The following is a 22212-nucleotide window of genomic DNA, read 5'->3' on the forward strand; positions in this document are numbered from 1 at the left end:
TATCAGCCTTCGACCCTCTTCTTGAGATCCTTGAGCGCCGCCTCGGTGATCGCCTTCTCCGCGCGGCGCTTGAGTTGACTGATCATCGGGATCTGCAGGTCGACGGTCAGCGCGTAGGTGACCTTGGTCGATCCGGGCAGCTGCTGGGTGAGGCGGTAGCTGCCGACCTGATCGCGCTGCAACTCGCTGGACAGCAGGCGCCACGACACGCTCGCGCCGTCCTCGGCCCACTCGTAGCGCAACTCGTAGGTGTCGGCGAGGACGCCCGCGTCCAGAACGAAGCGGACGTGGGTGCCGCGGCCCGCGGCGTCCCGTTCGAGAACGGTCACCTCGCGCGCCGCACCGACCCATTGCGGGTAGTTCTCGAAGTCGGCGATCACCGCCATGACGGCGTCGGCGTCCGCGCCGACGACGGTCGACTGCTCGGTGTGATCGCTCATGCCACGCTCGCCCCGGCCGCGGGCTCTCCTGCGGCGCGACCGCGTTCGAGCTCCTGCTTGACCTCGAACGCCATCACCTTGCCCGCCACGCGACGCACCCGGTTGAGTTCGGCGACCGCGTCCATCCACGCCCGCGGCTCGGACGGCAGCGGCTCGACCGGCTCCGCGTGGAGGAAGTAGTGCAGGATGAAACCGTCCAGACGCTTCTCACACCAGATCTCCATGGTCCCGGTCAACGGACCGGACACACGCCAGCGCACACCGTCGTCGCCGCGGTCCTGGACCACCTCGAGTCGAAGGTCCGGCCACCACCGACGCCAGCGGGCGCGGTCGCCGACCACCGCGCCGGCCGACGATGCCGCCGCGGCGACGAAACCGTCGTCGGCTACCTGGATGCTCGTCACCGAACCAGCATCACATACGGGCGAGGAAAGCGAAAAGCCGAGCCGTGCCGGACGCTCGTCAGTACTCGACGCACGGGCGGGGATAGACTCTGTGAACAGACCAACGTCTCTTGTCACATAGAACGGCGCCCGAAAGGTGTATCTCCATGGCTGAATGCCGCGTTCCCGCAGACTTCGTCACGCCGCAGGAGCGGAATGCGGCCGACGTCCTCTACGACATCGCAGCTGCGACACCGGGTAAGACGGTGTTCCGCGTCCAGCAGGGCACACAGTGGCTCCCCGTGTCCGCGCGCGACGCCGTCGCCCGGGTCCGCTCCCTGGCCAAGGGCTTCATCGCGGCGGGCGTCGAACCCGGCGACCGGGTGGCGATCCTGTCCTCCACCCGCCTCGAGTGGACGCTCATCGACTTCGCGATCTGGTCGACCGGTGCCGTTCCCGTGCCCATCTACGATTCGTCGTCGGGCCCGCAGATCGACTGGATCATGCGCGACTCCGGCGCGGTGGCCATCGTCGCCGAGACGCCCGCGCACCGGAAGGTCGTCGACACGGTCGAGTCGGTGACCGAGGCCGTCCAGGTGTTCCAGATCGACGACGAACCCGGCAAGGGCATCGTGGAGGCGTTCGCCGCAAGCGGCGCGGACGTGACCGACGAGCAGCTCGACGCACGTCGACGCACCCTCGGCGCAGCCGATCCGGCGACCCTCATCTACACCTCCGGCACCACCGGACGCCCCAAGGGCTGCATGCTGACCCACGCGAACATGCTCGGCGAGATCAGCGGTGTCCTGTCGTCGTCGATGAGCACTCTGCTGGGTCCGGAGAAGCGTCTGCTCCTGTTCCTGCCGATGGCGCACGTTCTGGCCCGCGCGATCAACCTGGTCGCCCTCGAAGCGGGCGTCGAAGTCGGCTACACCAACAACACCAAGGATCTGCTCCCGATCTTCGCGCAGTTCCGGCCGTCGCTGATCCTGTCCGTACCGCGCGTGTTCGAGAAGGTCTTCAACTCGGCTCGTCAAAGCGCGCACGACTCGGGCAAGGGACGCATCTTCGATCTGGCGGCCGACACCGCCGTCGAATTCTCCAAGGCGGGTGATCGCCCCAGCCTGCTGCTACGCGGCAAGCACGCACTGTTCGACAAGCTCGTCTACGGCAAGCTCCGCGCCGCGCTCGGCGGCCAGTGCGAACTGGCGATCTCCGGCGGCGCTCCCCTCGGCCCCCACCTGGGGCACTTCTTCAGCGGCGTCGGCATCCCCGTGTACGAGGGATACGGCCTCACCGAGACCACGGCGGCGGTCTGCGTCAACACTCCGCACGAGGTGCGCGTCGGCACCGTCGGACGTCCCCTGCCCGGCAACGCGGTCCGGATCGCCGACGACGGCGAGGTCCTGCTGTCCGGCGAGGTCGTGTTCGCCGGGTACTGGCACAACGACGAGGCGACGGCGGCCGCGCTGACCGACGGCTGGTTCCACACGGGCGACCTCGGCAGCCTCGACGCCGACGGCTACCTGTCGATCACCGGTCGCAAGAAGGAGATCATCGTCACAGCGGGCGGCAAGAACGTCTCACCCGCTCCCATGGAGGACATCATGCGCACGCACGCGCTGGTGTCGCAGGCGATGGTCGTCGGCGATCAGAAGCCGTTCGTCGCCGCCCTGGTGACCATCGACCCGGAGGCGTTCGAGGGCTGGAAGTCGCGCGCCGGCAAGGCCGCGAGCGCCGCCGTCGCCGACCTCGCGAACGACCCGGACCTGATCGCCGAGGTCCAGTCCGCCGTCGATCAGGCCAACGCGACCGTCTCGCATGCCGAGGCCGTCAAGAAATTCACCATCCTGCCGTCGGACTTCGCCGAGGAGACCGGTGAGCTCACCCCCACGCTGAAGGTCAAGCGCAATGTGGTCGCCGAGAAGTTCGCCGACTACATCGAGGGCCTGTACAAGAAGTAGGAGGGCGGGCGCCTGCTGATCGAGCGGGCCCTGCGCCGATCGCGCGGAGTCGAGATCCCCACGGTGCGGTCTCGGCTCCGCTCCGGCGCCTACAGCAGCCGCATCAGACGCGACGCCTGGCGGCTCCACTGCCAGTTCTCGACGATCCACGCTCGGCCCTTCTCGCCCATGGACGCCGCGAGATCGGGATCGGTCAGGAGGGCGGCGATCGCGCCGGCGACGCGCTCATGGTCGCGACCGTCGACGACCGTGCCGGTCTGTCCCTCCAGAACGGTCTCCGGTGCTCCTCCCGAGTCGCCCGCGACGACCGGCACACCGCTCGCCGAGGCCTCCAGGAATACGATGCCGAGACCCTCCACGTCCAGCCCGCGCCCGCGGGTCCGGGTCGGCATCGCGAACACGTCGGCCATCGCGTGATGCATCGCCAACTCGTCGGCGGGCACCGAACCGGTGAAGGTCACCGAGTCGGTCACGCCGGTCCTGTCCGCGAGTTCCCGGAGCCGGTCCCCGTAGGGGCCGCCGCCGACGATCATCAGCCGGGCGTCGGGCACCTCGCGCAGCACGGACGGCCACGATTCGATGAGGACGTCCTGTCCCTTGCGCGGCACCAGTCGCGACAGGCACAGCACCACGGGCGCGTCGCCGAGTCCGTACCGCGCGCGCAGCTGCTCTCGGGCCGCCGGATCCGGCGCGAACCGTGCGGTGTCGACACCGCACGGCACGTACTCCAGCGCGGCATCGCGGCCGAACGCGGCGGCGAATCTGCCCCGCGTATAGCGGCTGACGTAGGTGACCACGTCCGAGTGCGCTCCGATGTAGCGCAGCACTTGGCGGGCACCCGGCAGCATCGACCAGCCGACCTCGTGGCCATGCGTGCTGGCCACGATCCGTGTCGCACCGGCCCTGCGCAGCCGCGGCACGAGGACCGCCAGCGGTGCCGCGGCTCCGAACCAGACCGTGTGGACGTCGTGTTCCCGGACCAGTCTCGCGGCACGTCGGGCCACGAGCGGGGTGGGCAGCATCAACGAGGTGCGGTGTCGCACGATGCGGTACGGGGCGGCGGCGTCGTAGACGTCCGAGCCCTTCCACTTCGGGGCGTAGACGATCACGTCCTCCGGCGGCAGGAATCGAAGCAGATTCTCCAGGTACGACTGGATTCCACCCGGTCGGGGCGGGAAGTCGTTGGTCACCAGAAGCGTCGTCCTCATCCGCGGACCTGGGCTCGCAGCCATTTCTGCCACTGTTCCACCAGCACCTTCTTGTCTGCGCCGACGGCCGACTTCACGGCGGCGTCGACGGTGTCCGTGTCGCCGCCCGCCGACACCTTGCGGTACAGGTCCTTGAGCTTCGGCTCACCGTACTCGTCGGCGACGAAGGCGGCGAACGACCAAGCGCTCTGGTACGCCACCCGCGCCGCATCGCTGTCGACAGCGAACGCCGAGTCGGCCGGCAACGTCTTCGGGACTCGTCCTGCGGCGACCTCGACGGCCAGATCCGGTGCGGCATCGACGAATTCGCGGTAGGTGCCCTTGCGTCCGAGGTACTCGGGCACGCCCTCGGTGAGCCACATCGGCGCGTTCTCGGCGGTGGTCAGCCGGGTCGCCACATGGAGGAGTTCGTGTTTGAGGATCACCGACAGCGCGGGTTCGGACAGGTCGCGGGCGTTCGGTGAGAGCACGATCCGCTGTCCGAGGACCTGCTTGGCTCGTCGATCGATACTGGAGTACACCGTGGCCGCAGCCGCTGTCGTCGTCTCGGACGTGGCGGTGCGTGTCAGGCCCGCGAACTCGGCGTCGTCGCCGGTCGCGACGACGGCCGCCCGGCGCGGCCAGTCCGAACCCCAGAACTCGTCCACGGCCTCCACCGCGCCGGGCAGCAGTCGGCGGGCGCGGGAGACCGTCGTGTCGGTGCCCGGGTAGGACAGGACGGTCGACAGTCCACCGGCGGTCTTCACGTCCGCAGCGGCCACACCCGGGAAGGCCCACGGTCCCGTCTCGACGGGACCTCGCGGCACGTCCTCCACAGCGCGCGGGTCGAGCGCGATGTCGGCGTCGCCGACCAGCTTCCAGTCGTCGTCGTAGCGGGCGAACGACATCATCGAGTTCAGGGTGACGGGCGGCTCGTCGAGTCCGGGAGCGGCCGCTCCGCCGAGCGCGTATGTCAGTTCGACGGGCGTCACCCAGGTGTCCGAGCTGCCCCGGGCCTCGACCTCGGCGACGACGCGCGGATCCATCTGCCACTCGGCGCCCACCGTGGGCGCCACCCGATAACTCAGCGACGCCACCCGGAGCGGACCGCCGCGGTCCCCACGGTCCCCGCGCGCGGCGAAGGCCGAGACCATCGTCGTCATCTGCTCGCGGAACGCCGCCGGCGCGGCCGGATCGATCAGGTCGTCGAGGCCGCTCGCATCGCCGGAGCGCACCACGGCCGACAGTTCGTCCAGAAGCGCGCCGACGCCGTCGGTCCGCTGCTGTTCGAACGGATTGAGCGGTGTCGTCGAGACACTCCCGGACGGCGCCGCGGCGTCGTCGGAGGCTCCGGAACACGCGGCGAGCGGGCCCAGAGTCACCGCCGCTACGACTAGCGCGGTGACGCCGCGAGTGCGGAGCCGGGAGGCGGTCACTCAGTACCGTCGCGCGGCGTTGTAGGGTCCGGCCTTGTCGATCGGGACCACCGCGACCGGAATGCCGAACGTCGACGCGTGGACGACGAAACCGTCTCCGACGTACATGCCCACATGCGAGGCGTCGCCGTAGTAGATGATCAGGTCGCCGGGCTTGAGGTCCTTGCGGTCGACCGGCGTCCCGCCGCCGAGCTGAGCCTCGCTGGTGCGCGGCAGCGTCTTCTTGGCCTGTTTGTAGGCCCACACCATGAGACCCGAGCAGTCGAACTGGTGTGGTCCGGTGGCTCCCCAGACGTACGGGTCGCCGATCCGGGAGATCGCGGCCTGCACGGCGACGAGCTCGGGCGCGGTGCCCTTCGGCAGCGAGCTCGCGTCGAAGGCGTACTTGGGCCCGCGCAGGGCGGCGAGCTGCTTGCCGGTCAGCGACTGGTACACGGCGCGGATCTGCACGGCCTCGAGCTGCAGATCGGCCTGCTTGGCCTGCAGGCTCCCGCGGCGGCGCTCGGCGTCGGCGACGGCGACGCGTGCCTTCTCCGCCGCTTCGTCGGCCGTCTTCTTGGCGTCCTTCGTCTTGCGGGCGGTCGCGGTGATCGAGCGGAGATCCGCGGCCGACTGCCGGGACATCACCTCCAGCCCGGACATGTTGTCGAGCAGGCTCTGCGGGGAATCGCTGACCAGCATCGCGTACAGGCGATTGATCCGCGCACCCCGGTAGCTGGCACGGGCGAGCGCGTCGACCTTCTCCTGCGCCGCATCCATCTGCGCGGTCATCGCGGCCAGTCGCCGTCCGGCCTCGGCGGACGCTCGACGCTCGACGCGGACGTTGCGCCGTTGCTCGTCGTAGTCGTGCTGGGCCTTGTTCATCGCCTCGGCGGTCTTCTCCGCCTCCCGCGAGAGGTCCCGGTAGTGCGACAGGATCTGCCCCGCGTTCCGCGTCGGCTCGGCCCCGGCGTCCGGGACCGCGGGTGCCAATGCGACGGTCGATGCCATGACGGCGCCCACGGCGGCGACACGCATCCACGCGCGGCGACGACCTCGTTGCAACTGATTCACCACGGATTCCTTAATACCGAAAGGGCGGGCCGCGCGCACTGCACGCACGACCCGCCCGTTCTCACATCTTGATGACCTGCGATACCGCTCAGTAACGGCGGATGCTCGTCACGCTCCAGTTCTTCACCTTGTCACGCTTGACGGGGACGCCCTCGGTCGAGGCGTGCACGAACATGCCGTTGCCCGCGTACAGGCCGACGTGACCGCCACCGTTGAACACGAGGATGTCACCGGGACGCGCCGCGGCGAGCGAGGCGACCGGGGTGCCGCCACCGAGCTGACCGTAGCTGTCACGCGGAATGGTCTTGCCCGCCTGCCGGAAGGCCCACGAGGTCAGGCCGGAGCAGTCGAAGGCGTTGGGCCCTGCGGCTCCGTAGACGTAGGGCGAGCCGATCTTCGACTCGGCGGCGCGCAGCGCCTTCTGAGCGCGGACCTGCTGCGGGGTGCCGATCGTTCCCGGGTTGAGCTTCGGGCCCTGGATATCGCCCGGCAGCATCTTCGTGATGTTGTCCGGAACGTCAAAGGTCCCGACACCGGGAACCTTGACGGGCGCGGCGTCGGCGGGACCCGCTGCGAGTGCGAGCGATCCGCCGATGGCGATCGAGCCTGCGACTACGGCAGTCGTGGCGACCTTGCGGCCGGCGCCGGGCTTCTCCAAACGGTGTTTAGCCACTGGACTTCTGTACTCCTTGTTGTTCTCCCTGACCGCCGACCGGGTTAGCTGTCGGATTCGGGCCGGAAGAGATGGCCCTACGCGCTACGACGGTGTCATCGACCGTCGGACCGCGATTCACCCCGATTCGCCGGCGCGTTCGCACACGCCCGTGAAAGAAGTGGTTCCCCGGTTCGCCTTCGGAGGGTGAAGGCGATTAGGCGGTGACCCTCCGGTCGATCTCCCGGTGATGGGTGATCTCCCTGAGTGGAAAGTCTCGAAAAGATTACGAAACCCCGACGCCGATGTCCACCAGATCGGCGGCGCGTCCGGCACAACGACGTGTCAGACCGCGCGCAGCCGCAGTCGCCCGTCGTCCGTCGTGACGGAGTGACCTGCGGCGACATCGGCGCATGCCAGATTTGCCGCTTCGGGAGATATCAGGCCTGTGTCGACGAACACACCGACGGCGGCGATCAGATCCGCCTCCGCGTCCGATTCGGAGAACATGCTGGTAGCGGGCTCGAAGAGGAGCTGCATCATGCAGTCGTCGCACTCTCGATTCCGCACCGGACACTTCGCGCAGTCGATGAGCATTGTGATCCGCCTCTCATTTGGTATTCGTTGGCACGTTTACGTCGTTGCACGACGGCCCCGGAGGTTCCGGCGTGTCGCGATGACGTCGATTTCTCTCGACCTCGGGTGCAGACTACGAATCGCCTCCGACAATTCTTGTCGGAGGTCGGTCCTACCGTGCTGAGCATGACCACCGGCCAGCTATCGTTCACCGACCTCGACGCCGAGGAGTTCGCGGACCGTTCGTTGTTCGACACGACACTCGTCGTGGTCGACCTGGAGACGACCGGCGGCAGTTCCGACACCGACGCCATCACCGAGATCGGCGCGGTCAAGATCCGCGGCGGGCAGGTCCTGGGCGAGTTCGCGACCCTGGTCGACCCCGGTCGGGAGATTCCGCCGCAGATCGTCGCGCTGACCGGGATCACCACGGCGATGACCTACGACGCCCCGCCGATAGAAGAGGTGCTGCCGGCCTTCGCCGAATTCGCCCGCGGCGCGATCCTCGTAGCGCACAACGCCCGCTTCGACACCGCGTTCCTCCGCAAGGCCGCGGCGAGGATGAATCTGCCGTGGCCGTTCACCGCGTCGCTCTGCACGGTCGCGATGGCTCGGCGCATCCTGACCCGCGAGGAGGCGCCCAGCGTCAAGCTGTCGGCGCTGGCGGACCTGTTCGATGTGACGGTCAAGCCGACGCATCGGGCCCTCGACGACGCCCGAGCCACCGTCGACGTGTTCCACCGACTCCTCGAACGTGTCGGAAACCGGGGCGTGCACTCCTACCGCGACCTCACCGACTATCTGCCGCGGGCGACACCCGCGATGCGTGCCAAACGCGCGCTGGCCGCCGGTCTGCCGCGACGTCCGGGCGTCTATCTGTTTCGCGGACCCGGCGACGAGGTCCTGTACATCGGAACCGCTGTGGACCTGCGCCGCCGGGTCTCGTCGTACTTCTCCGGCGGCGACACCCGATCGCGGATGGCCGAGATGGTCGCGCTCGCCGAACGGGTGGACCACGTCGAGTGCGCGCACGGGCTCGAGGCGGGTGTCCGTGAACTGACCCTCCTCGCCGCACACAAGCCGGTCTACAACCGACGTTCGCGCAATCCCCATCGGGGCTGGTGGATCACGCTCAGCCACGAACGGTTTCCGCGGCTGACCGTCTCGCGCACCCCGGGGCCCGATTCGGTCGGACCCGTCGCGGGCCGATCCGTCGCCGCCGACGTCGCCGATGTGATCAGCGCCGCGGCCGGGCTGCGCAGCTGTACACAGAATCTTCGTCGGGCCGATCATCACTGGTGCCGAGGAGGCGGCCCGGCCGATCGGCTTCCCGATCCCCTGGTCGCCCTGCGGCCCGATCTATGTCATGCGGCGAGCGAACGCCCGCAGACCGTGCCCGACTACCTGTGTCGAGTCGAGGCCGTGCGCGCCCTGCTGGACGGACGGTCCGATGCCCTGCTGACCGATCTGACGCGCCGCCTCGAGCGACTGGCACAGACCCGGCGGTTCGAGTCCGCCGCGCGGGCGCGGGACAGACTGGCGACCACGATCGACGTATTGGCCCGGGCACAGCGATTGAGCGCGCTGGCGGCGATCGCCGAGCTCGTCGTCGCCCGCACGGACGGCGACGGCGGGTGGGAGCTGAGCGTGGTCCGCTACGGCAGGCTGGCCGGTGGCGCGCATGCCGTCCGCGGTGCGCCGCCGATGCCGATCGTCGAGGCGCTGCGGGCATCCGCGACGACCGTGCTCGAACCGGTGGACGCCGGACCGCTCGGCGGAGCACCGGCGGAGGAGGTCGCGCTCATCGAGCGTTGGATCACCGAACCGGGCGCCCGGATCGTCCAGACGACCCAGCCGCTGTCGCTTCCGATCGGATGCGCGCAACGATGGACGGGATTCTCCGCGACCGCACGTCTGGCCCGGGATGCGGCCGTGCGATGACCCGGCCTCGGATTAGAGTCGAGACATGATCACTGCCATCGTCCTCATCGGCGCCGACATCCACCAGATCCCCGAGACCGCGCAGGCCGTCGCGAACATCCCCGGAGTCACCGAGGTCTATTCGTGCGCCGGCGACGTCGATCTCATCGCCAAAGTGCGCGTGCGCAACCACGACGAGATCGCGGACGTGGTCACCGCCAAGATCAACCGCCTGCCGGGCGTGCGGTCGAGCGCCACGCACATCGCGTTCCGCAGTTATGCCAGCGCCGAGGTCGACGGCGGCTTCTCCATCGGTGAAGAGGACTGACGCCCGCCTCCTCGCAGAACAGACGGCCCGGCCGCTATTCGGCGAGCAGCCGAGTCTGCGCCGCCCAGGCGTCCAGCAGTCGAGCGGCGGCGCCCGAGTCGATCACCTCGTCGACGCGAGCCGCCGCGGTCCGCAGCGCGGCCAGGAGTCCCGCATCGTCGTACAGACCCGACTGCTCCACCGCGACGAGTGCGGCGGCGGCGTTGAGGACCACGGCGTCGCGCACCGGTCCTCGTCGCCCGGCGAACAGCTCGCGCGCGATCTGCGCGTTCACCGACGCGTCACCGCCCTGCAGTGCGGACAGCTCGACCGGCTCGATGCCGAGATCCCGGGGATCGATCGACAGCTCGCGCACCCGGCCGTCGAACACCTGCCACACACTCGAGGTCGTGGTGGTGGTCAACTCGTCCAGCCCGTCGTCGCCGCGGACCACGAGCACGCGGTTCCCACGATCGGCGAAGGTGCGCGCCAGGACGGGCGCCAGCTCCTCGAAGGCGCAACCGATGAGCCCGGCGGTCGGCGACGCCGGGTTGGTCAGCGGGCCGAGGACGTTGAAGACCGTCGGGATGCCGATCTCCTTGCGCGGCGGCCCGGTGAAGCGGAACGCCGGGTGGAACACCGGCGCGAAGCAGAAGCCGATGCCGACGGCGTCCACGCACGCACGCACGGCCTCGGGACCGAGAGTGATGTTCACGCCGAGGGCCTCGAGGACGTCCGCGCCGCCGCTCTTCGACGAGGCCGCGCGATTGCCGTGCTTCACGACGGGCACGCCCGCGGCGGCCACCACCACCGACGTCATCGTCGAGATGTTGACCGTGTGCGAACGGTCGCCTCCGGTGCCCACGATGTCGACCGCGTCGCCCTCGACGGTGATCCGGTTGGCCATCGCCAGCATCGTCTCGGCCAGACCGAGCAGTTCCGACGGGGCCGCACCCTTCATCTTGATGCCGACACCGAGCGCGGCGATTTGCGCACCGGTCGCCGAGTCGGACATGATCTCGCCCATCGCCCAGGCCGCCTCGTCGACGCTCAGATCGATTCCGTCGGTGGCTTTGCCCAGGATCTGCGGCCAGGTGTATTCGCGAGTGCTCACTCGATCACCCTATCGACCGTCGCATCCACCGCTCCACTCACTTCTCCGACTCGGCGGGGGCGTCGAGAACCCACCAGCCCACCGCATGGCCCCCGCTTCGGGACGCGAGGCTCGCACATCGCGACCGCTCCTGGGACACCGTTCGCGCATCCACCGACTGCACCCGAGCGAGAGCGACGGCCACGAGAGGCTCGTCGGGGCGCGGATCCTCCGGTCGCGTCGACACCTCTGCATAGCCCTCCAGCGCCGCCGACTCGATCGCGGCGTCCACTCCCGATTCGGGCACGAACACCAGCAGTCTCAGCACGACGGGACCCGCGATCGAGACGGCGGCCGATTCGAGCACCGTCGACGTCGCGACCGCGTCGTCGGTCGAACCGACGAGCACGACGAGATCCTCGTCGTCCGGTCGGGGCACGCGAATCGGACCTGTCGAACGCCGCAGGCGACCGGCGAGTCTGCCGAGCACCGTCTGTCTGCTGTCACCACTCATGTGAACGAGGAAACCACGCAGCGGGCGAGGACACGCCGACCGCCCGACGGGCACCGCCTCTACCTGCACCGGAACACCGGCCGCAGGCGAATTCCCTACCCGGCTGGCAATCGGTTACTACGAACCGTCATACTTCTTGATGTGACTAGCGCTGTGGGTAACTCCGGAACCGCCATCACCTCACGCGTGCACTCGCTGAACCGTCCGAACATGGTCAGCGTCGGCACCATCGTGTGGTTGTCGAGCGAGTTGATGTTCTTCGCCGGCCTGTTTGCGATGTACTTCGTCGCGCGGGCCAACGCCTCTGACGGGTGGCCTCAGCCCCCCGCCCATCTGAACCTGGCTCTCGCCGTGCCGGTGACCCTCGTGCTGATCCTCAGCTCGGTCACCTGTCAGTACGGCGTGTTCGCCGCTGAGCGGGGTGACGTCTACGGCCTCCGCCGCTGGTACACCCTCACCCTCGTGATGGGCACCTTCTTCGTGTGCGGCCAGGCATACGAGTACTACACGCTGGTCGGCGAGGGCCTGACGCTGTCGTCGAACGCGTACGGCTCGGTCTTCTACATGGCCACCGGTTTCCACGGTATGCACGTCATCGGCGGTCTCCTCGCGTTCGTGTTCCTGCTGGTTCGCACGCGCCTGTCCAAGTTCACCCCCGCCCAGGCGACCGCGGCGATCGTCGTGTCGTACTACTGGCACTTCGTCGACGTCGTGTGGATCGCCTTGTTCGTGGTCATCTACTTCATCCGGTAGCCCCCGGCGGCCCAGAACCGATCAAACGGTTCGCACAGAAAACCAGTCCAACCGCTTAGTAGAGAGTCACCGATGAGATCATCTCCACCGAGTTCGCCGACGCCGCGCGACGAGGCTGCCACGCCGTCGCGCGCCAAGTCGCGTCGTAAGCTGCGACGTCGCGCCGCCGGAACCATCTTCCTCCTCCTCGGCCTCGTCGCCACCGGCCTCATCGCGGGCCTGTTGAGCCCGAAGCCTCAGGTCGCGACCGCCGACAACCTCGAGACCAGCCTGATCACCGAGGGCAAGCAGCTGTACGACACCTCGTGCATCACCTGTCACGGCGCGAACCTCGAAGGCGTCGAGGACCGCGGACCGTCCCTGATCGGCGTCGGCGACGCCGCCGTGTACTTCCAGGTGTCGACCGGTCGCATGCCCGCCGCTCGCGGTGAGGCTCAGGCGCAGCGCAAGCCCGCTAAGTTCACCGAGGCCGACATCGACAAGCTCGGCGCCTACATCCAGGCAATGGGCGGCGGCCCCCGCCCGATGTACGTCACCGACGACAACGGCCAGATCGAACGCGACGCACAGGGCTTCCCGCGCCTGCAGATGGACTCGCTGCGCGGCGACGACCTCGGTCGCGGATCCGAGCTGTTCCGCATGAACTGCGCGTCCTGCCACAACTTCACCGGTCGTGGCGGCGCCCTCTCGGGCGGTAAGTTCGCTCCTCCGCTGACCGACGTCAACCCGCAGCAGCTGTACACCGCGATGCTCACCGGTCCGCAGAACATGCCGAAGTTCTCCAACCGTCAGCTGACGGTCGACGAGAAGAAGGACATCATCGGCTTCATCCGCTACGCAGACTCGTCCAACCCCTCCGGTGGTTTCGGTCTCGGTGGTTTCGGTCCCGCCTCTGAGGGCGTGACCATGTGGGTTGTCGGCGCAGCGGCCATCGTCGCAGGCGCCATGTGGATTGGATCACGAAATTGAGCGATTCGAATAAGGACATCCCGTCCGACGAGGAACTCGCGGCGATGTCTCAGGAAGACAAGGTCCGTCTGGGGACGAATCTCGACGGCGTGGAGATCATCCACCGCGCCGAACGGTATCCCGAGCCGGGCACCAGGGCCGAGAAGCGGTCGGAGTTCACCGTCGCCGCGTGGTTCATCATCGCGGGTCTGCTCGCGATCGCCGGCTTCGCACTCTTCATCTGGAACCGGTGGGAGTTCACCATGCCGGAGGAGTCCGGCTACTGGGCGTACACCCTGTACACCCCGCTGCTCGGTGTCACCTTCGGCGGCGCGATCCTCGCGCTCGGCTTCGGCGTCATCCAGATCACCAAGCGGTTCATTCCGCAGGAGATCTCCGTGCAGGATCGTCACGACGGCGGATCCGCCGAGATCGACAAGGTCACGATCGTCGCCGAGCTCAAGGACGCCGCCGAGACGAGCACCCTCGGTCGTCGCAAGGTGATCCTCGGATCGGCCGCGTTCGGCCTCGGTGCGCTCGGCATCGCCGGCGGCGTCGCCGCGATCGGCGGGTTCATCAAGAATCCGTGGGCCAAGGGCGACGACGCTCCCCTGTGGAACACGGGTTGGTCGCCGATCTTCAACGAGACCGAAGGCGAGACCGTCTTCCTCCGTCGCGACACCGGCAATCCGTACCAGGTCGCGCTGGTCCGCCCGGAGGACATGGACGCCGGCGGCATGGAGACGGTGTTCCCCTGGCGCGTGTCCGACGGCTACGGCGAGACCGAGGAGTCACGTCACAAGCTCCTCGAAGGCATCCGCGGCATCCGCAACTCGGTCATGCTGATCCGTTTCCGCCCGGAGGACAATGCGCGGGTCATCAAGCGCCGCGGCCAGGAGAGCTTCAACTACGGCGACTACTACGCCTACACGAAGGTCTGCAGCCACCTCGGCTGCCCGACGTCGCTGTACGAGCAGCAGACGCATCGCGTCCTCTGCCCGTGCCACCAGTCGCAGTTCGACGCGCTCGAGTTCTGCAAGCCGGTCTTCGGACCCGCCGCACGTGCTCTGGCTCAGCTGCCTATCACTGTCAACAACCAGGGCTACCTGGTCGCCAACTCCACGATCAACGGTGGCGACTTCATCGAGCCCGTCGGACCGGCATTCTGGGAGCGTAAGTCATGACAGTCGCCGATCGCCTCGCCACGCAGGCCGAAGAGGTGGACTCGCGGTACCACCTCGCTTCCGGCATGCGCCGCCAGATGAACAAGGTGTTCCCGAGTCACTGGTCGTTCATGCTCGGTGAGGTCGCCCTCTACAGCTTCATCGTTCTGCTGCTGTCGGGCACCTACCTCACGCTGTTCTTCGATCCGTCGATGGCGCACGTCCAGTACGACGGTGCGTATCAGCCGCTCAACGGCGTCACGATGAGTCGCGCGTACGAGACCACCCTGAACCTCTCGTTCGAGGTCCGCGGCGGGCTCTTCGTCCGCCAGATCCACCACTGGGCAGCGCTGCTGTTCGCGGCGTCGATCATCCTGCACATGGCCCGTATCTTCTTCACCGGCGCCTTCCGTCGCCCGCGTGAGGCGAACTGGATCATCGGCTGCTTCCTGCTGCTGCTGGCGATGTTCGAGGGCTTCTTCGGATACTCGCTCCCGGACGACCTGCTCTCGGGTACCGGCATCCGCGCCGCGATGAGCGGCATCGTGTTGTCGATTCCCGTGGTCGGCACCTGGATCCAGTGGGCGCTGTTCAACGGCGACTTCCCGGGCGACATCATCATTCCGCGCCTGTACGTGCTGCACATCCTGGTGTTCCCGGCGATCATCCTCGCCCTGATCGGCGCGCACCTCGCGCTGGTCTGGTACCAGAAGCACACCCAGTTCCCCGGCCCGGGTCGCACCGAGAAGAACGTCGTCGGCATCCGCATCATGCCGGTCTTCGCGGCCAAGGGCGGGGCGTTCGCCGCGATCGTCATCGGATTCCTCGCTCTGATGGCCGGCGTCTTCCAGATCAACCCGGTGTGGAACATCGGTCCGTACAACCCGGCTCAGGTCTCGGCCGGTTCGCAGCCCGACATCTACATGATGTGGACGGACGGCTTCGCGCGACTGATGCCCGCATGGGAGCTCTACCTGGGCAACTACACCGTTCCGGCCGTGTTCTGGGTGGTTCTGATCATCGGTGTCATCTTCGCTCTGCTCTTCGGGTACCCGTGGATCGAGAAGAAGCTCACCGGCGACGACGCCCACCACAACCTGCTGCAGCGTCCGCGTGACGCCCCGGTCCGCACCGCGGTGGGTGCGATGGCTCTGGCGTTCTACATCATCCTCACGGTGATGTGTATGAACGACATCATCGCGCTGAAGTTCCATGTGTCGCTCAACGCGACGACGTGGATGGGACGCATCGGCCTGCTGGTGGTCCCGCCGCTGGTGTACTTCATCACCTATCGGTGGGCTCTCTCGCTGCAGCGCAGCGACCGCGGTGTCCTCGAACACGGTATCGAGACCGGTATCATCCGTCGTCAGCCGCAGGGCGAGTACATCGAGATCCATCAGCCGCTCGGCCCGGTCGACGACCACGGCCACCCGATCCCGCTCCCGTACGAGGGCGCTCCGCTGCCGAAGCGTATGAACAAGCTCGGCTCCGCGGGTTCGCCCGGCACCGGTACCGTCCTGGTTCCGGACTCGCAGGAGGAGCAGGCTCAGAACGTGCGCATCGCGCACGAGCAGCACGAGGCCGAGAAGAAGGCCCTGCAGGAGTTGCAGAGCAAGGGCGGAAACCCGCTCGCCTGACTCTCCGGCACAGCACGACGGCGACGGCCGCCTCGCACAGCGAGGCGGCCGTCGTCGTATTCGCGTACCTGTCGTGGGCCGGATTCGACCACTCCCCCACCCCGCCGTCGGACCTCCCCTCGTCGACGGCGTCGGCGTCGGCGGCCGAGCCTTCAGCCGCCGGTCCGCCGGGCCGCACTCTCGCACAGCGCCCACAGGCGTGCCGCGTTCGCGACGGCGCGGTGATACTGCTCGGCGTAGTCGGTGTCGGTCGGGTCCTCGCGCCGCAGCGCGTCCGCGAGTCCCATCGATGAGACGAATTCAGCGGTCTCCGGCCGAGTCACGTCGGTGACCGACGGAAAGCCCGTGCGCAGGCCCGGATCCATCTCGTACGCGAGGTATTCGGAACGGATGCGATCGTGCTCTCGCATGGCGGCATTCCACACCTGCGTCGCATCGGCCGTCACTCCGTCTCGGCGCGGCCGAGCCCGCCACCATCGTCGCTTCGTCATGTCGCCGACGGCCGGGGCCCTGCCCGCGAGCCCGACCATCGACGTCTCCTCGTCCGGCCGGTGCACGAGATGCGAGCGACAACGGTCGACCGCCACCATCGCCGTCGCGGACGTCGACGGCGGCGGATCGACGGACAGCCACGCCCGGCCGTCGTCGACGTGCGCGGCCCCGATCCGGTGATGCGAGCAGTGTCGTGCGAACGCCGCATCGCCGTGCGTCGTCGGGCCCGCCGTCAGCGCGACGACGTCGCCCACGGCCGGAAGGGCCGTCGACGCCTCGACGACGACCCCCGACCGACTGTGTTCGAGGACACGACACGCCCGCGGCGGATCCACCTGATCTGCGACGGGCGGCGGCGGACGCAGCATGTTCCCGGCCTCCGCGGCGATACCGGGGATCGGTCCGCAGACCGATGTGAAGGCGCCCAGCACGGCGTCGAGGCGATCGTCGGAGGCGCGGTGGAGGATCGTGCCGCGTATGCCGCGCCGTCGGCGCAGCGCCGCCGCGACGCACACCGCGTGGAGCAGCCGACGCCGATCGTTCCCGAGCGCCTCCCTCGGCAGATGCGGCAGGACGACGTCGATGAAGTCCGGATAGTGCTCCATGCCGGGTCCGGCACGCACCACCTCGTCGAGGTCGCCCGCGGACACGCCGGCCGCATCGGCGGCGCGCGCGAGCTCCTGCGCTTCGAGGGCGGTCGTCTGCACGAGGCGAAGCGCGAAAGCGGTCAGAATCGGATCTCCGGTCGTGAGTCGCTGTTGCACAGTCGGATCCGCCGCATACGACTGGAAGTCGGGCACACCCGGTGACGGACACAGGAGTTCGAGCGGGTCCGGCCGCAACACCGGACTCCCCGCTTCCACGATGCGATCGTCGAGCCGCAGGGCGAGGGACGGGTCGGTCTCGTCGTACACGACGGGGACCACGCTCCCCCATCCGCCGCCGCGGAACGCGATCGGCGGGGAGCCGAAGAGGACGGGTCGCGCCTCGAGACCAGGGGCCCAGAGCAGGTCCGGACCGTCCGCCGGGTCTCTGAGCGTCACGAATCCCCGCCGCAGAGGGGTCAGCCGCAGAGGGGTCAGCAGACCCCGCGTCGCGTCACCGCTGGACATGAGCGGCTACCGGAACACGAACACGAGCGCCGTCGTCGTCGGCGTGGTCCACACGGTGCCGTGGTCGTGGAGGGTGGTCGTTGAGACGTGATCGGCGGACGTCGGCATCATGCCAGGAACGTGACATCACCAACTGTCACCACTGCGTCGTTCGCAGACGAGGAGACCGGAGGTGTCCTCGTCGGCCGACCGACCGGTGAGGAGAACCAACACGGAACCCCGGTCACCCGGTGTCGAGCGCACGCCGTGAGCGGTGCAGACGCCGAGAGGGCCCGTCCAGGGCTGCCATCCGCGTCGGAGGTACAGCGGCCGTCCGGCGTCCGAGGCACCGAGCGCACCGAGGTCGTAGGAGCGTCGGATGATCGCGTCGATCCGCTCCATCACGGTGTCGCCGATACCGCGGCGACGCATGTGCGCCGCGACGGCGACGGCCTCGACGTAGCCCGTACGCAGCACCGCACCCGAGACCTCCAGGTGGCGCTGTACGAGCGCGGCGTGTCCGACGATCGTCCCGCGGTCGTCTTCGGCGATCACGTGAAGACCGCCGAGGCAGTGATCGAAGTCCGTGTCGTCGAAGTCGCCGGCGAATGCCTCCGACAGGAAGGTCTTCAGCGACGCCCGGTCCGCCTCCGACATCTCGTGGGTATGACGAAGCCGCACCCGGTATCCGGGTGCGGCTTTGTCGGATGCTGTGTGCGTCAGTGCTTCTCGGGTCCGACGTGGTACTCGAACACCAGGCCCGCGACACTGCCGACGATCACGAACACCATGGCGATCGCGAACCAGAAGTTCGCGGTCGCGAAGCCGATCGCGAACAGTGCGGCGCCGCCGGCGATCATGATCGGCCAGTAGCTGCCGGGGCTGAAGAAGCCGAGTTCGCCCGCGCCGTCCTCGATCTCGGCCTCCTCGAAGTCCTCGGGGCGGATCTCGACGCGTCGCGCGACGAACCGGAAGTAGGTGCCCGCGATGAGCGCCAGGCCGCCCGCGAAGAACATGCAGGCCGCGCCCGCCCATTCCACACCGGTCCGGTAGTAGAAGGTGCACACCGTGTAGATGACACCCATCAGGATGAAGAAGACTGCGAGGACCTCGAAGATCCGTGCTTCGACCTTCATCAGCTATCGCCTCCCTGCGCCGGCTTGCACTGAGCCAGCTTGGTGTTAGACGCATCCCCGATATCGGAGGGGAGCTTGTCGTTGGACACGCGGCGCGTGTCGAACGGGACCGTGGTGACCGACTCGGGTTCCTGGCAGATGGCTTCCAGCGCCTCGGCGTTCGACGCCTTCGGGTTCGCGTCGCGGTACTCGATGTACTTGGCGAAGTCTGCCGGGCTGACCGCACGGACCTCGAAGTTCATCATCGCGTGGAACGTTCCACACATCTCGGCGCATCGTCCGACGAAGGCGCCCTCACGGTCGATCGAGCTGATCTGGAAGCTCGGATCCTGGTGGTTCTGCTCCGGGAACGGCATCACGTCGCGCTTGAAGAGGAACTCCGGCACCCAGAACGAGTGGACGACGTCGGCCGCGGCCAGATCGAATTGGATACGGGTGTCCGTCGGCAGGACGAGGACCGGGATCGTCGACGAGGTGCCGAGCGTCTCGATCTTGTCGTAGGTCAGGTACTTGCGCTCTTCGGCCGAGCGCCCACCGGCCGCGCCGTGGATCTCTTCCTTCTCACCCTCGTGCTCCCGGTACTGCGGGATCTGGAGCTCGAAGGGGTCGCCCTTGCGCGAGTCGGCCGGATCGACCAGCTGCCTGCCGTCGAGGTTCACCGAGTTGTAGCCGAACTTCCAGTTCCACTGGAAGGCGGTCACGTCGACCACCACGGCCGGGTTCTCCTGCTTGTCCTCGACCTTGTTCTGCACGATGACCGTGAAGTAGAACATGACGGCGATCAGCACGAACGGAATCGCGGTGTACGCGAGTTCCAGCGGCACGTTGTAGCCGGTCTGGCGCGGGATCATGTCGTCGTCGGAGCCGTCCGCCTTCGCCCGGTGGAAGGTGATCGTCCAGAAGATCAGACCCCAGACCAGCACGCCCATCGCCAGCGCGGCGATGACCGACCATGTCCAGAACTGTCGCATGTCGTGCGCTTCGGGGGTCACGCCCTCGGGCCAACCGAATCGCAGTGCTTCGTCAGCACTGCATCCCGACGTCATCAGCACGACGACACCCAGGACCGCGAGGGCACTCAGTGTTTTGATCGTGCGCGACGCGGATTTCCCACGTCGTGCCGACGGCCGTCCACGGTTCGTCAATTTCACGCCTTCCTGCTGGCAGGGAGCTGTTCCACAAGGTTCACACCAGAGCTTCTCCGGCCCTGCCGCAATTCTTGCACCTAGTAACTACGCAGCGTAGTCCAACCCGCGCGCGAGTTCTCTATTGGGTCGGCGGATGTCGCGACGGCGGTACGCGACCTGCAGCTTTGCGGCGGCACTGCGTGGCGTCGACCTCACGTCGGCCCCGAGATGTCGCACCCGCGCGCGCTTCTACGGCATAGTGGACCGGGCGTGCGAGCACCACGGGGGCTTCGGCGCGCGTACTTGCAATCTATGGAAAGAGGCTCGTCAGCGTGTGCGGCTTGCTCGGAATGCTCACCAGCGACGGCTCGGCGCCCGCCACCGCCGAACTCATCGCGTCGGCGGCGCACTGCATGCGTCACCGCGGACCCGACGAACCCGGTACGTGGAACGACGACGACATCGTCCTCGGCTTCAACCGTCTGTCGATCATCGACATCGAGCACTCGCACCAGCCGCTGCGCTGGGGTCCGCCGGAGAATCCGGACCGGTACGCCCTCGTCTTCAACGGCGAGATCTACAACTACCTGGAGATCCGCGACGAACTGGCCACGGAGTTCGGGACTCGGTTCCGGACCGAGGGCGACGGCGAGTCGATCGTCGCCGGGTTCCACCACTGGGGCCCCGACGTCGTCCGCAGGCTCCGGGGGATGTTCGCCTTCGCCGTCTGGGACACGCAGACACGCGAACTGTTCCTGGCCCGCGACCGCTTCGGCATCAAACCCATGTTCCTGGCGACCAGCGACGCCGGTACCGCGTTCGGCAGTGAGAAGAAGAGCCTCCTGGAGATCCTCGACCGGATGGGCCTCGATGCCGAACTCGACGATCGAGCGATCGAGCACTACACCGTGCTCCAGTACGTGCCCGAGCCCGAGAGCCTGCACCGGAACATCACCCGTCTCGAGTCCGGCTGCTACGCGACGCTGCGGCCGGGCGTCGCCCCGAAGGTGACGCGCTACTTCGATCCCAAGTTCCCGGTCCGGCCCTTCGCCGCCGGAGGCGAACAGAAGCGGTACGACGAGATCGCCGACGCCCTGCGCGATTCCGTGGCCAAGCACATGCGCGCCGATGTGACCGTCGGTTCGTTCCTCTCCGGCGGCATCGACTCCACCGCGATCGCGGCGCTGGCGATCCAGCACAACCCGGACCTGATCACCTTCACCACCGGATTCGAGCGCGACGGCTACTCCGAGGTCGACGTCGCCGCCGAGTCGGCCGAGGCGATCGGCGCCCGCCACGTCGTGAAGGTGGTCTCCCCCAGCGAGTTCATCGAGGCGCTCCCGAAGATCATTTGGTACCTCGACGATCCCGTCGCCGACCCCGCGCTGGTGCCCCTGTACTTCGTCGCGGCCGAGGCGCGCAAACACGTCAAGGTGGTGCTGTCCGGCGAGGGCGCCGACGAACTGTTCGGCGGCTACACCATCTATAAGGAGCCGCTCTCGCTCGGCGCGTTCGACAAGCTGCCCGGCGGTATTCGACGACTCGCCGGCAAGGTGTCCGAGCGTATCCCGGAGGGGACCCGTGGAAAGAGCCTTCTGCACCGCGGCTCGCTGAGCCTGGAAGAGCGCTACTACGGCAACGCCCGGAGCTTCGACGACGCCCGCCTGCAGGCGGTGCTCCGCACCTTCCGTCCCGACTGGATGCACCAGGACGTCACCGCACCGATCTATCGGATGAGCGAGGGCATGGATCCGGTGACGCGCATGCAGCACCTGGACCTGTTCACCTGGCTGCGCGGCGACATCCTGGTCAAGGCCGACAAGATCACCATGGCGAACTCACTGGAGCTGCGGGTGCCCTTCCTGGACAAGGAGGTCTTCGCCGTCGCCGAGCAGCTCCCGTTCGATGAGAAGATCGCACACGACACCACCAAGTACGCGCTCCGCAAGGCTCTCGAGCAGATCGTCCCGCCGCACGTCCTGCATCGGCGCAAGCTGGGCTTCCCGGTGCCCCTGCGGCACTGGCTCGCGGGCACCGAGATGTACGACTGGGCCCGCGAACTCATCGCCGCGTCCGACACCGATCACATCTTCGACAAGGCCTTCACCCTGCAGATGCTCGACGAGCACAAGGCCGGGACCGTCGACAACAGCCGCCGCATCTGGACCGTGATCTGCTTCATGCTCTGGTACGGCATCTTCGTCGACGGATCGGTGACGCCGCAGATCGATGAGCGAGACTATCCCGTGCGCCTCTGACCGTCTCGTCGGGTGGTCTGCGCGAGAAGCACGCGGCACCCGGCGACTTCCGCGGCCCTCGGGAGTGCCGCCGATGTCGTCG

At 67.9% G+C, this 22212-nt stretch carries 21 protein-coding genes and 1 riboswitch; of the genes, 8 read left to right on the top strand and 13 right to left on the bottom strand.

Annotated features, from left to right (window positions below):
- Positions 1–2: 2 nt before the first annotated feature.
- Together BKA16_RS17290 and BKA16_RS17295 are read right to left on the bottom strand one after the other, a co-directional pair.
- A complete protein-coding gene (locus BKA16_RS17290) occupies positions 3–440 on the bottom strand; it encodes an SRPBCC family protein (protein WP_183371834.1) in 438 nt (145 codons plus the stop codon).
- Positions 437–844 (bottom strand): hypothetical protein, encoded by a 408-nt coding sequence (locus BKA16_RS17295; RefSeq protein ID WP_183371835.1) that lies wholly within the window; start codon positions 842–844, stop codon positions 437–439. The genes BKA16_RS17290 and BKA16_RS17295 overlap by 4 nt, the downstream gene beginning before the upstream one ends.
- 146 nt (positions 845–990) lie before the next feature.
- Between BKA16_RS17295 and BKA16_RS17300 the strand changes: the two genes are divergently transcribed.
- Positions 991–2787: an AMP-dependent synthetase/ligase gene (locus BKA16_RS17300; protein WP_183371836.1), complete on the top strand. Its 1797-nt coding sequence runs from the start codon at positions 991–993 to the stop codon at positions 2785–2787.
- 89 nt (positions 2788–2876) lie between these two features.
- Here BKA16_RS17300 and BKA16_RS17305 read toward each other — a convergent pair whose 3' ends face one another.
- The 5 genes from BKA16_RS17305 to BKA16_RS17325 all read right to left on the bottom strand — a co-directional run bounded on the left by BKA16_RS17305 (position 2877) and on the right by BKA16_RS17325 (position 7658).
- On the bottom strand, positions 2877–3995 hold the full coding sequence (locus BKA16_RS17305; protein ID WP_183371837.1) for a glycosyltransferase family 4 protein: 1119 nt from the start codon (positions 3993–3995) through the stop codon (positions 2877–2879).
- The gene (locus BKA16_RS17310) at positions 3992–5410 is read right to left on the bottom strand and encodes a peptidase MA family metallohydrolase (RefSeq protein WP_183371838.1); all 1419 of its coding nucleotides are present in this window, start codon (positions 5408–5410) and stop codon (positions 3992–3994) included. Before BKA16_RS17310 ends, BKA16_RS17305 begins: the two co-directional genes overlap by 4 nt.
- Positions 5411–6427 carry a C40 family peptidase gene (locus tag BKA16_RS17315; RefSeq protein WP_183373152.1) on the bottom strand — a complete coding sequence of 339 codons (1017 nt, stop codon included), beginning with the start codon at positions 6425–6427 and terminating at the stop codon, positions 5411–5413.
- A gap of 124 nt (positions 6428–6551) precedes the next feature.
- Positions 6552–7136, bottom strand: a complete 585-nt coding sequence (locus BKA16_RS17320; RefSeq protein ID WP_183371839.1) for an NlpC/P60 family protein — start codon at positions 7134–7136, stop codon at positions 6552–6554.
- Between the two features lie 19 nt (positions 7137–7155).
- A riboswitch (cyclic di-AMP (ydaO/yuaA leader) is annotated at positions 7156–7349 on the bottom strand.
- A gap of 111 nt (positions 7350–7460) precedes the next feature.
- Complete coding sequence (locus BKA16_RS17325) at positions 7461–7658, bottom strand: hypothetical protein (protein WP_183371840.1); 198 nt, start codon at positions 7656–7658, stop codon at positions 7461–7463.
- Between the two features lie 219 nt (positions 7659–7877).
- Between BKA16_RS17325 and BKA16_RS17330 the strand changes: the two genes are divergently transcribed.
- A complete protein-coding gene (locus tag BKA16_RS17330) occupies positions 7878–9632 on the top strand; it encodes a DEDD exonuclease domain-containing protein (RefSeq protein ID WP_183371841.1) in 1755 nt (584 codons plus the stop codon).
- 25 nt (positions 9633–9657) lie between these two features.
- Positions 9658–9939 carry an Lrp/AsnC family transcriptional regulator gene (locus BKA16_RS17335; RefSeq protein WP_183371842.1) on the top strand — a complete coding sequence of 94 codons (282 nt, stop codon included), beginning with the start codon at positions 9658–9660 and terminating at the stop codon, positions 9937–9939.
- A 34-nt stretch (positions 9940–9973) separates the two neighbouring features.
- Here BKA16_RS17335 and trpD read toward each other — a convergent pair whose 3' ends face one another.
- Both trpD and BKA16_RS17345 read right to left on the bottom strand, forming a co-directional pair.
- Positions 9974–11032 (bottom strand): anthranilate phosphoribosyltransferase, encoded by a 1059-nt coding sequence (trpD, locus tag BKA16_RS17340; RefSeq protein WP_183371843.1) that lies wholly within the window; start codon positions 11030–11032, stop codon positions 9974–9976.
- Positions 11033–11069: 37 nt separating this feature from the next.
- The gene (locus tag BKA16_RS17345; RefSeq protein ID WP_183371844.1) at positions 11070–11525 is read right to left on the bottom strand and encodes a hypothetical protein; all 456 of its coding nucleotides are present in this window, start codon (positions 11523–11525) and stop codon (positions 11070–11072) included.
- Between the two features lie 141 nt (positions 11526–11666).
- On the opposite strand from BKA16_RS17345, the gene ctaE reads away from it, so the two are divergent.
- From ctaE to qcrB, 4 genes are all read left to right on the top strand, one after another.
- Positions 11667–12278 (top strand): aa3-type cytochrome oxidase subunit III, encoded by a 612-nt coding sequence (ctaE, locus tag BKA16_RS17350; RefSeq protein WP_183371845.1) that lies wholly within the window; start codon positions 11667–11669, stop codon positions 12276–12278.
- A 72-nt stretch (positions 12279–12350) separates the two neighbouring features.
- Positions 12351–13247, top strand: coding sequence for a cytochrome bc1 complex diheme cytochrome c subunit (qcrC, locus tag BKA16_RS17355; RefSeq protein ID WP_183371846.1), 897 nt, complete (start codon positions 12351–12353; stop codon positions 13245–13247).
- Positions 13244–14410, top strand: a complete 1167-nt coding sequence (gene qcrA, locus BKA16_RS17360) for a cytochrome bc1 complex Rieske iron-sulfur subunit (protein WP_183371847.1) — start codon at positions 13244–13246, stop codon at positions 14408–14410. The genes qcrC and qcrA overlap by 4 nt, the downstream gene beginning before the upstream one ends.
- Positions 14407–16026 carry a cytochrome bc1 complex cytochrome b subunit gene (qcrB, locus tag BKA16_RS17365; protein WP_183371848.1) on the top strand — a complete coding sequence of 540 codons (1620 nt, stop codon included), beginning with the start codon at positions 14407–14409 and terminating at the stop codon, positions 16024–16026. The genes qcrA and qcrB overlap by 4 nt, the downstream gene beginning before the upstream one ends.
- 152 nt (positions 16027–16178) lie before the next feature.
- On the opposite strand, the gene BKA16_RS17370 is transcribed toward qcrB, so the two are convergent.
- The 4 genes from BKA16_RS17370 to ctaC form a co-directional block, all read right to left on the bottom strand.
- Positions 16179–17630, bottom strand: a complete 1452-nt coding sequence (locus BKA16_RS17370) for a hypothetical protein (RefSeq protein ID WP_183371849.1) — start codon at positions 17628–17630, stop codon at positions 16179–16181.
- A gap of 126 nt (positions 17631–17756) precedes the next feature.
- Entirely contained in the window at positions 17757–18266 is a 510-nt protein-coding gene (locus tag BKA16_RS17375; RefSeq protein WP_221246899.1) for a GNAT family N-acetyltransferase, read from the bottom strand.
- Positions 18267–18328: 62 nt separating this feature from the next.
- A complete protein-coding gene (locus BKA16_RS17380) occupies positions 18329–18745 on the bottom strand; it encodes a cytochrome c oxidase subunit 4 (protein ID WP_183371851.1) in 417 nt (138 codons plus the stop codon).
- Entirely contained in the window at positions 18745–19896 is a 1152-nt protein-coding gene (gene ctaC / locus BKA16_RS17385) for an aa3-type cytochrome oxidase subunit II (RefSeq protein ID WP_183371852.1), read from the bottom strand. The genes BKA16_RS17380 and ctaC overlap by 1 nt, the downstream gene beginning before the upstream one ends.
- 308 nt (positions 19897–20204) lie before the next feature.
- Here ctaC and asnB point away from each other — a divergent pair, with 308 nt between their 5' ends.
- Positions 20205–22130 (top strand): asparagine synthase (glutamine-hydrolyzing), encoded by a 1926-nt coding sequence (gene asnB, locus BKA16_RS17390; RefSeq protein WP_183371853.1) that lies wholly within the window; start codon positions 20205–20207, stop codon positions 22128–22130.
- Positions 22131–22212 lie beyond the last annotated feature (82 nt).

The sequence above is a fragment of the Gordonia humi genome (genome assembly GCF_014197435.1).
Taxonomy (GTDB): domain Bacteria; phylum Actinomycetota; class Actinomycetes; order Mycobacteriales; family Mycobacteriaceae; genus Gordonia; species Gordonia humi.

Bases quoted from the DNA above. Each gene is read 5' to 3' on its own strand.
- BKA16_RS17290 (WP_183371834.1), bottom strand. From the start codon at position 440: ATGAGCGATCACACCGAGCAGTCGACCGTCGTCGGCGCGGACGCCGAC.
- BKA16_RS17300 (WP_183371836.1), top strand. From the start codon at position 991: ATGGCTGAATGCCGCGTTCCCGCAGACTTCGTCACGCCGCAGGAGCGG.
- BKA16_RS17305 (WP_183371837.1), bottom strand. From the start codon at position 3,995: ATGAGGACGACGCTTCTGGTGACCAACGACTTCCCGCCCCGACCGGGT.
- BKA16_RS17315 (WP_183373152.1), bottom strand. From the start codon at position 6,427: ATGCGTGTCGCCGCCGTGGGCGCCGTCATGGCATCGACCGTCGCATTG.
- BKA16_RS17325 (WP_183371840.1), bottom strand. From the start codon at position 7,658: ATGATGCAGCTCCTCTTCGAGCCCGCTACCAGCATGTTCTCCGAATCG.
- BKA16_RS17330 (WP_183371841.1), top strand. From the start codon at position 7,878: ATGACCACCGGCCAGCTATCGTTCACCGACCTCGACGCCGAGGAGTTC.
- BKA16_RS17335 (WP_183371842.1), top strand. From the start codon at position 9,658: ATGATCACTGCCATCGTCCTCATCGGCGCCGACATCCACCAGATCCCC.
- BKA16_RS17345 (WP_183371844.1), bottom strand. From the start codon at position 11,525: ATGAGTGGTGACAGCAGACAGACGGTGCTCGGCAGACTCGCCGGTCGC.
- qcrC (WP_183371846.1), top strand. From the start codon at position 12,351: ATGAGATCATCTCCACCGAGTTCGCCGACGCCGCGCGACGAGGCTGCC.
- qcrB (WP_183371848.1), top strand. From the start codon at position 14,407: ATGACAGTCGCCGATCGCCTCGCCACGCAGGCCGAAGAGGTGGACTCG.
- BKA16_RS17370 (WP_183371849.1), bottom strand. From the start codon at position 17,630: ATGTCCAGCGGTGACGCGACGCGGGGTCTGCTGACCCCTCTGCGGCTG.
- BKA16_RS17375 (WP_221246899.1), bottom strand. From the start codon at position 18,266: ATGTCGGAGGCGGACCGGGCGTCGCTGAAGACCTTCCTGTCGGAGGCA.
- BKA16_RS17380 (WP_183371851.1), bottom strand. From the start codon at position 18,745: ATGAAGGTCGAAGCACGGATCTTCGAGGTCCTCGCAGTCTTCTTCATC.